Raw genomic sequence first — 9941 nt, forward strand, 5'->3', positions numbered from 1 at the left:
GGAGTAACCCAGTTTCTACGAGAAACCGGGTTTCTTTTCGTATCAGCATAAAGTAGTTATTTAATCGATAGTTTATCAGCTATTATATAAAGGTAAGTACCTTTTTATATCTGGAAAAAGTAACTGGTTTTAAGTTGCTGAATGCACGGTTCCCAAAAAATCAAAAAGTTACCATTTTCGGCAAGAGTATAGTTAAGTGGTTATTTAATTTTTGTTGCTAACGATTAAATATTAGATTTTCCCACACTTTTTTATTATAAAATTTTGCCATAACCTATTTAGGATTGGTATAATATCATAACAAAAAAAAATGGCTATTATTTAGGGTGGCTTCCATGAAAAAAAAATCCCTCTGGCAATTAAATAAGAAGACAAACATTTGGGGTAAAATACCTTTAATGAGTGTCTTAATTATTCCTTTCCTCTTAAAAATATTAATTATAGTTGGATTAATAGGATGGTTATCTTTTCGCAATGGACAGAGAGCTATTAATAATCTAGCTACTAAATTGCGTCAACAAGTTGTTGCTCATATTGTTGAACAAATAGATAACTATTTACAAATTCCTCATCAGATTAATAAATTAAGTGCTTATGCTGTTAAAGAAGATAATCTCACTATATTCCCAGTTCAAGGTCAAGGTCTTTTTTGGCAACAAATGAATTTGTTTCAGTCAATTCAATGGATTTATTGCGGTAGTCCTGAAAAAGGTGAGTTTATGGGAGTAACAAGACTAGGAAAAAATGATGGTTTGTGGTTGACTTTTAGTAATGAATCAACTGACTTCTTTAGTTATGAATCTCCTCTAGATAGCCAAGGTAATATTATTGATTCAGTTACAAAAAGATCTAAAATATCTCAAAAATTTGATGCGAGAAATCGTCCCTGGTATCAAGCAGGTGTGAAGGCAGGTAAACCTACATGGAGTAGAATTTACAAAGGTTTTAGCACTGAAGAACCTATAATTTCTGCTGTTTTACCAGTATACGATTCGCAAAATAATCTCAAAGCAGTTTGTGGTGTCGATATTTACTTTTCTCAAGAACTCAATAAAGTTCTCACAACCATAGAAATTGGCAGGACTGGAGAAGCTTTTATTTTAGATACAAAAGGTGTTCTTATAGCAAGTTCTATAAGAAAATTAAAATCAGAAGAAAAAGATGAATTAGGAATTGAAAAAGCAATAAATAGTAATAATAAACTAATAAAATCAGCAACACAACATTTGACAGAGCAATACCAAAATCTCACTGAAATTGACACGAAAAAACAACTTGATTTTATTCTGAATGGTGAGCGAATATTTATGGAAGTTTCACCTTATGAGGATGAATATGGTTTGGATTGGTTAACAGTAGTAGTTATCCCAGAAAATGAGTTTATGGCACAAATAAAAGCTAATACTCGCTCAACTATTCAATTATGTATTTTAGCTTTAGCAACAGCTTTAGTTTTAGGATTATTAACAGTGAAATGGATAACTAAACCAATCATAAAATTATCAACAGCAGCTCGCGCAATTTCTCATGGAGAACTAAATCAAAATGTACCAATTCAAGGAGTGAAAGAATTAGTTATTTTAGCTGAATCTTTTAATCACATGACACAACAATTAGAAGAATCATTTAATGATTTAGAAACCAAAAATCAGGAGTTGCAACACCTAGATGAACTTAAAGATGAATTTTTAGCAAATACATCCCATGAACTGCGTACACCTCTGAATGGCATGATCGGGATCGCAGAGTCTATGATAGATGGTGCTACTGGTGCTATTTCCGAATTGCAAAAAAATAATCTCTCGATGATTGTTGGTAGTGGATATCGTCTAGCAAATTTGGTCAATGATATTCTTGATTTTTCTAAACTACGACACCACAATATTGAACTACAAATAGGTTCGGTAGGTATGCGAGAAGTTACGGAAGTAGTTCTCACCTTTTCTCGGATGATGTTGCTGGGGAAAGATTTACAACTTGTTAATGCTATTCCTTCAGACTTTCCTGCTGCTGCTGCTGATGAAAATCGTGTTCAGCAAATTCTCCATAACTTGGTGGGAAATGCTATCAAATTTACAGAATGTGGTGTAGTCAAAGTCTCAGGAGAATTAATTGATGTTAATAACAACCAACAAATGGCAATTACTGTCTCGGACAATGGTATTGGTATTCCGGAAGATAAACAGGAGGCAATTTTTGCTTCTTTTGAACAAGGAGATGGGTCTACAGAGCGTCGATATGGTGGTACAGGTTTGGGTTTGCCTATCACCAAAAAATTAGTTGAATTACATGGTGGTAATATTTGGGTAAAATCGACTCCTGGTATTGGTTCGGAGTTTACTTTTACTCTAAATATTTCAGACAAACCTGCACACACCACCTCTGCTGAATCTTCTGTGAAAAGACAAATTTCTGTGTTCAATACTGATTATTTAGCCAAATCAATTCTTGATGAAACTAATTCTCTCTCACAAAAATATACTCCTATTTCTACTGTTTCTTTAAGTAATCAAGAAGAATTTAAAATTATGATTGTTGATGATGAACCAGTAAATTTAATGGTATTATCTAATCAACTTTCTTTGTATAATTATCAAGTTATTCAGGCTAATAATGGTCAGGAAGCTTTGGATATACTTGAGCAAAGTTTTCTACCGGATTTAATTTTATTAGATGTAATGATGCCTGGTATGACTGGTTATGAAGTAACCCAAAAAGTTAGGCAAATTTGGCCGCTCCATCAACTACCAATTATGATGTTAACTGCTAAAAATAGAGTTTCAGATTTAGTTATAGGATTAGAAGCAGGTGCTAATGATTATTTATCTAAACCATTCCATAAAGAAGAATTATTAGCTCGAATTAAGACACATATTAATATTAAAAAACTCCGCACCGAAAAGGCACATATTCGTCAAGCTTTTGGTCGCTATCTTACAGATGAAGTTGTTTCTAATCTCCTGGAAACTCCAGAAGGTTTAAAACTAGGAGGTGAACGAAAAAAAGTTACTATTCTTACTTCCGATATCCGAGGTTTTACTGGCATTTCTGAAAGATTCGCACCAGAAGAAGTTGTGAATGTTCTTAATTTTTATCTTTCTTCTATGGCAGATGTGATTATGTCTTTTCAAGGTACTATAGATGAGTTTATGGGTGATGGAATTTTAGTTTTATTTGGGGCACCAAATCCGAGAAAAGATGATGCGAAAAGAGCTGTTGCTTGTGGGGTAGCGATGCAGCAAAAAATGCTCTCTGTAAATAAACAAATGGAAGCTTGGGGTTTAGTTCCTTTAGAGATGGGAATTGGTATTAATACTGGAGAAGTTGTGGTGGGAAATATTGGTTCTGAGAAACGAACCAAATATGCTGTGGTGGGAAACCAAGTCAATTTAACTTATCGGATTGAGTCTTATTCTACTGGCGGTGAAATACTTATTTCTGAAACTACACTGCAAGAGGTAGGAGAGTCAATTTTAAGAATTGATGGACAAAAATTAGTACAGCCAAAAGGTGTGAAACAACCTATTAATATTTATAATATTAGTGGGATTTCTGGAGAATATAATATCTTTTTAGAAAAGGAAGAAGAGGTATTTTTAGACTTAACTGAAGAAATATCTACCCAATATACAATTTTGGAAGGGAAGCACGTTGGGGAAAACTTATTTTCTGGTAAGTTAGTTCAACTTTCTGCCCATGGAGCGTTGGTAAAGTCTGATTCATCAGAAGCAAATTCTATACCTTCTGTATTGAGTAATATTAAAATTAATTTATACCCCTCTACTAACTCAGAATTAGTAGGAGAAGATATTTATGCTAAGGTTTTGGATAAACCTGTAGAGTCTGGATATTTTTATGTTTTATTTACTTCTAAACCACCAGAAGTCAAGGAGTTACTTGATGCTAAATATAGTAAATTGATTCCTTTTGATCAAAAGAAAAAGATGAAAGTGAGAAGGTAAGCATTTAGCAGTCAGCCATCAGCCGTCAGCTAGTCTCCTATTGTAAGTATTCAGCAGTCAGCATTTAGCGGTCAGAAGAGTGCTTTTAGTTTTAGATAAAAGCTTTATGATTCTGAAATTTTATCTGACTACAAAATTCAGTTTTCAAATCTATATTCGTTTAAATCTCCTCCTTAAGGTTGAGGTTTTTATTGCTAATAGCTGAATGCTTACATTTAATGTTTAAAGATCATCCCTTATTACAAGACTTACTAAATACCTATAAACATTTATTTAATCCATCCTGAATTTGCTGATTATCTAAATGACGCCCAATAAATACTAACTGATTTTTGTTGGGTTTTAAACAAGTTTCATCTGCTTCTAATGTATGACGATTGCCACTCATTTGAAAGATATGTGGATGCTCAATATCATCTAGCCAAAGAATACCTTTTGCCCGAAATAAATCACCCGAAATATGTTCAAGAAAATTTTCAAATTTAAATACATCCATAGGGCGATCGCTCTCAAAAGATACAGCCATAAATCCATCATTTTCTAAATGCCCAGACTGATATTTTTGAGACAGAATATATTCTGCCACAGGTGTCAATCCTACATCTAAAATTAAAGGTAATGCTACTTGACTATATTCAGTATATAATATCTTTGCTTCCTGTTTTATCAATTTAATATTTGACTCTACTTCCTGTAGTCTTTCTCCAGAAACTAAGTCAGTTTTATTCAGCAAAATAATATCGGCAAAAGCAATCTGTTTTAAAACAGCTTCACTGTCAAAATGATTAGGAGAAAAAGTTTCAGCATCTACTACAGTTAGAATCGAATCTATCCTAGTCAATTCTCTTAACTTTGTTGCTAAAAATGTCAAAAGAATGGGAAAAGGGTCGGCTATTCCTGTCGTTTCTATAACTAAATAATCAATTTTTTTATCTGTAGCTAATACTCGCTCAACTGCTGCTACCAAACCATGATTTAAACTACAACAAATACAACCATTATTGAGTTGAACCATATCCTCTTCAATAGATACTAAAAGTTGACTGTCTATATCAATATCTCCAAATTCATTGATTAAAACAGCCACTCTTAAATCTTGTTTATTTTTAAGAATATGATTGAGTAATGTTGTTTTGCCACTACCAAGAAAACCAGTAATAATACTAACAGGTATTCTCTGTTTAAGAAAGTCAGTTATTTCTTGTTTAGTCATTGAAATTTATCCCTATTTCAAAATGTAAGCATTTAGCCGTTAGCTGTCAGCAATCAGCTATTATTTTTTGTGTGTGTTCAAAGCTTTATTACAGCGATAGAAATCGGTAAACCTTGTAAGGACGTTTTGCTGCGCAACATGTTTGCGGAGCATTCCGGAACGGAAAACGCATTTTTGCAACTTATAACGTCCCTACAAGCACCAACGCTATTAGTAGGGTGTGTTTTCCGCGCTTGAGCGGACATGTTTGCGGAGCATGACCTCAGGAAAAAACGCTAGCGTAACGCACCATGACCATATATGTAGAGTAAAAAAACTATTGCACAATAGTTTTAAGCACTATATCTAGGTTCACTGCGTAAGTCCTGTTAATTTAATTCTGATTCAGACCAAATATTTCATTCTTTGCACCATCAACAAATTGAGCCGTTCCTTCAAAAAGACAGGTAGAGCGGGTACTAACCCACATCCCTATCTTGAAAGAGCCGTTAGATTGAATTTTTAAAGCAATGTGAGGATGGACAGAATTAGCAATTAAATTCCAGGGAATTAAGTCTCCTGCTTTATACACTCCGTCATAATCTTTATCGGCAACAGTACCAGCAGATTGAGGATGCAGATTTTTATCAAAATTAATAACTTGTTCTTTTCCATCTTCTTCTATCATTATCAAACTATAGCCTTCAGCAGTAGATTTAATGCTAGCTGATGTTATTTTTCTTGTATTCTCACTTTCTTCGGGTCGGTATGGCATGGAACAACTTACCTTACCAACACTAGGTGGTTTTTTAGCACCCTCTATTAATAAAGAATAATATTGAGAATCTCGTGAGTCATCAATCTCGCCGTCAACTAGAATTACATACTTGGCATCTTTCTTAGTTTCTTTGATTAACACCTGTTCTACATTGTCAAATTTATTCGGTCTATTTGTTACCGCATTTAGATCGGGTTTGTTTGGATTTAAACTCCAAGGATAATAAGTTTCATACCCATTTCCAGTAACCTCTCTCACCCGAAGGTCTAAATCATTGACAATATTTTTGCCTGGTTGATCCGTCCAAGCTATCGTTACTTTTAAAGGTTTTCTACCATCACTAATCACCTGGATAGGTTGTCTTTGTGGATACACTTTTTCTAGCAGAAACTTGTCAGACTTAGATTTATTAGCTTTAGTTAGAAAATCAGCAGCCGCTTTAGCATCAACCAACCCCCAACCAAACTGATAATCAGGACCTTCGTTGCCCAAATCTTCTGCGGTATGAATTAAAAGCCCTTTGATAGTTGCGCTAAAAGGTTTCTCACTATTTGTCGTCTCTTTAATAACACTTTCAGACTCTTGCCAAAGGTTTTGGAAATGTTCCACCAATAATACTGCCGTACCTGTCACACTCGGAGCAGAATAGGAAGTACCGCTTCCCTTGTATGCTTTTAAATAACCACCAGAAGCACTCAAAAGGCGAGGTAACCGATAGCCATTACCAACAACATCTGGTTTAATTTGCCCAGTCTCAGTCGGACCCCAACCGGAAAAGTCGGTCATATTCTTTTCTCCATCGACAGCTCCAACGACAATTCCATTTTTCGTAGCTGCTTGAGGTACTATCGTGCGATAACCTCCAAAATATTCCCCATCTCCAGGTGGTGGTGTTGACTGAGAATAGTATTTAGAAAATAAATAGAAACCTTCTTGAAAATCAAATCCAGATGTTCCCCATAGCTGTTGTAAGTATTTGCTTTTCTCTACATAAGCCACATACCAACCTGTTTGATAAACGTCTAAGTTACTCATGTTGTCGTCTCTATCATTTCCAGAGCTAAAAACACTTATTAGGTAAGGATAATCCTGAAGTATTTTATCTATTTTTTCTGATCCAGCTAATTCATAATTACCAAACCAATTGTGGGAACCTATAAATACTGGAAATTGACCTTTTAACTTAGGAAAGTTAACTACTCCTTCTGGCAAACTTGTAACATCAACCAATTGCCAACCAACTCCTAAACCATAAGAGTGATTGGAAGCAACAATGGAATTAGCTGCTTTTTTTAGACTTTTAAAATCATTCTGTGCTGAATAACTTTCTATTTCAACACCTTGAGTCATCCCCGTAGAAAACTCTGATGGATTTCCTGTAGCAGCAATTATACCTGCTACAGCAGTGGCATGATCGCTAGACACACCTTCTTGAGACACTGTAACTCTGCCTTTTAATTTTTCATGTTCTTTGGAAACAGCCCATTTATGCTTACCTTTTCCCGATGCTTCCCAAACTCCAACCACAAAACCTTGACCGCTTAGGTTAAGGGGAGACGTCAACCAGATTCGGTCGGTTTTTATCGTCTGTGCTGCAACCGAACTGGTGGGCTTAACTATCTTCAAGTCTTCAGGAGGAATACCTGCACCAAGATAATAAACATCATCAGAAAGTTTGACCGGCTCTTCATTTAACCCTAAGTCTTCCACTAAATCAATGCTGGCATTTGTTTCTGTTAGATCGATTTCAGGTTGGTTTAAATTACAACCGGTAGATAAAGATATAAGTAGTAGTAAAGCCAACAGTTTTGGGATTTTCATTTGAGTAGTAGTTAATAGTATTAGGACTTACGCATAAGCGCTAATGGTAGGGATGTTGCATGCAAGTAATGGTAGGGACGTTGCATGCAAGTAATGGTAGGGACTTACGCATAAGCGCTAATGGTAGGGATGTTGCATGCAAGTAATGGTAGGGACGTTGCATGCAACGTCCCTACAGGTGTCTTTTCCGCGCTTGAGCGGACATCTTTGCACAGCATTCCCTATAGAAAAACGCTACGCGACATGTTTGCAGAGCATTGCGTCAGGAAAAAGCGCACTTTGTAACACACCAATACTCTAATATTATATAGCATTTCTGCGTAAGTCCTATATTCACAGGACTTACGCAGAAACGTTATTTGTAGAGGGCGAATGCCATTCGCCCCTACTAGATATAGCGTTTGATCTCAGAATTTGCGTAAGTCCTGATTCATCTAAACTTCTTCCCTCAAAGCAAGACTTATTGCTGATAGCCGATCGCTGACAGCTCAATGCTTACTTCAAAATTAAAGCAACTTCCTTAGCAAAATAAGTCAAAATTAAATCCGCACCAGCTCGTTTCATACTGGTTAAAGTTTCCAACATCACCTTTTTTTCATCTATCCAACCCTTCTCACCAGCAGCCTTAATCATAGCATATTCCCCACTAACATTATAAGCAGCTACAGGTAGATTTGTTGCCTTTTTAACTTCACAAATAATATCTAAATAAGCGAGCGCTGGCTTCACCATCACCATATCTGCACCTTCAGCAATATCCAAAACTACTTCTTTGATAGCTTCCCTCGCATTAGCAGAATCCATTTGATAAGTCTTTTTATCCCCAAATTTGGGTGCAGAATCCAAAGCATCCCGGAACGGACCATAATAAGCTGAGGCATATTTGGCAGAATAGGCAAGTATTCCGACATCGAAGTATCCAGCAGCATCGAGAGCTTTACGAATCGCTCCAATACGTCCATCCATCATATCTGAGGGAGCGACGATATCGGCACCTGCTTCAGCCTGGGATAGTGCTTGTTTGACCAAAGCTTCTACGGTGGGGTCGTTAAGAATCGCTCCATTTTCGTCCACAATCCCATCGTGACCTTTGCTGGAATAGGGATCGAGAGCTACATCAGTAATGACGATAATATCTGGTACTGTTTGTTTAATTGCCTTTACAGTTCTTTGGATTAATCCATCTGGGTTGTAGCTTTCGGTGCCAACATTGTCTTTTTTATCTTCCGCAACTAGGGGGAATAAAGCGATCGCATTAATTCCTAAATTATAAGCATCCTCTATTTCTTTGAGCAGTAAATCTAGAGTATAGCGATAACTTCCTGGCATGGAAACAACCTCGACTTTTTGCCCTTCTCCTTCCATCACAAACAATGGATAAATTAGATCGTTAACTGTCAAGTGAGTTTCCTGAACCATACGTCGCAAAGCAGGAGTGCGACGGAGACGACGGGGACGCTGTACACCGGGAAATTCCTTGGATAAATTTGTTTCTGTCATGGGTAGATTACTTACCTAAATAATTTTGATAGTCTTTAATAATAATCAAAAATTGACATCTAGTCAATGGAGATTAAGTAGATTAGTGTTAAAATTTGTCACTATGTAACAAAACTATAAACTTAAGAAAAGGGCGGAAAAATTAAGGGGGTTTTTTTCTACTGAGGACTTTGTACTGTCCAATAAAATTTGTACAACTTATTTTTACATGAATCCTATGAAGAAAAAATTGATTATTCTTTTAACCAAATCATTTTCTTTTTCGTAAATACCTGGTACTTTTCAGTTATCAGTAGTCAGGAGACAGAATAAAGAAGTTAGGATTTCCATAACTGTTCCTTAACAACTATGAAGCTCTGGCAACTGATAATTAAAAACCAAAAAATTATAACTTATGCTCCTGGTAACTAAAATCATGTACTCGATAAAGTTATTAGCGAAACCGGTTTTCTCCGGTATAAACACCTTATATTCATGGCAACTTCAAGGCAGTTTAGATGATAAAATTGGTCTCTAGGCTAATATGAATGATTTTTTAGTCTGATATTAACCGCGATTACAAAATAACTATATCCCCTAAGTAAAAATGTTAACTATTGGAACACAAAAAAGCGATAGAATTAGTACTATTACTAATACAACTTGGGCTGAATATATTAGTTTAGATTTGCCCAGTAAACAAGTTTCA

At 35.6% G+C, this 9941-nt stretch carries 4 protein-coding genes; 1 reads left to right on the plus strand and 3 read right to left on the minus strand.

Annotated features, from left to right (window positions below):
* Window positions 1-335: 335 nt before the first annotated feature.
* Complete coding sequence (locus tag VKJ25_RS09285; protein WP_324236343.1) at window positions 336-3962, plus strand: ATP-binding protein; 3627 nt, start codon at window positions 336-338, stop codon at window positions 3960-3962.
* 259 nt (window positions 3963-4221) lie between these two features.
* Here the strand turns inward: VKJ25_RS09285 and VKJ25_RS09290 are convergent, their stop codons facing one another.
* The 3 genes from VKJ25_RS09290 to hemB all read right to left on the minus strand — a co-directional run bounded on the left by VKJ25_RS09290 (window position 4222) and on the right by hemB (window position 9253).
* Window positions 4222-5175 carry a CobW family GTP-binding protein gene (locus VKJ25_RS09290; protein WP_324236344.1) on the minus strand — a complete coding sequence of 318 codons (954 nt, stop codon included), beginning with the start codon at window positions 5173-5175 and terminating at the stop codon, window positions 4222-4224.
* A gap of 373 nt (window positions 5176-5548) precedes the next feature.
* The gene (locus tag VKJ25_RS09295; protein ID WP_324236345.1) at window positions 5549-7753 is read right to left on the minus strand and encodes a S8 family serine peptidase; all 2205 of its coding nucleotides are present in this window, start codon (window positions 7751-7753) and stop codon (window positions 5549-5551) included.
* A gap of 495 nt (window positions 7754-8248) precedes the next feature.
* A complete protein-coding gene (gene hemB / locus VKJ25_RS09300; protein WP_324236346.1) occupies window positions 8249-9253 on the minus strand; it encodes a porphobilinogen synthase in 1005 nt (334 codons plus the stop codon).
* Window positions 9254-9941 lie beyond the last annotated feature (688 nt).

It is taken from the genome of Okeania sp. (assembly GCF_035285525.1).
Taxonomy (GTDB): Bacteria; Cyanobacteriota; Cyanobacteriia; order Cyanobacteriales; family Microcoleaceae; genus Trichodesmium.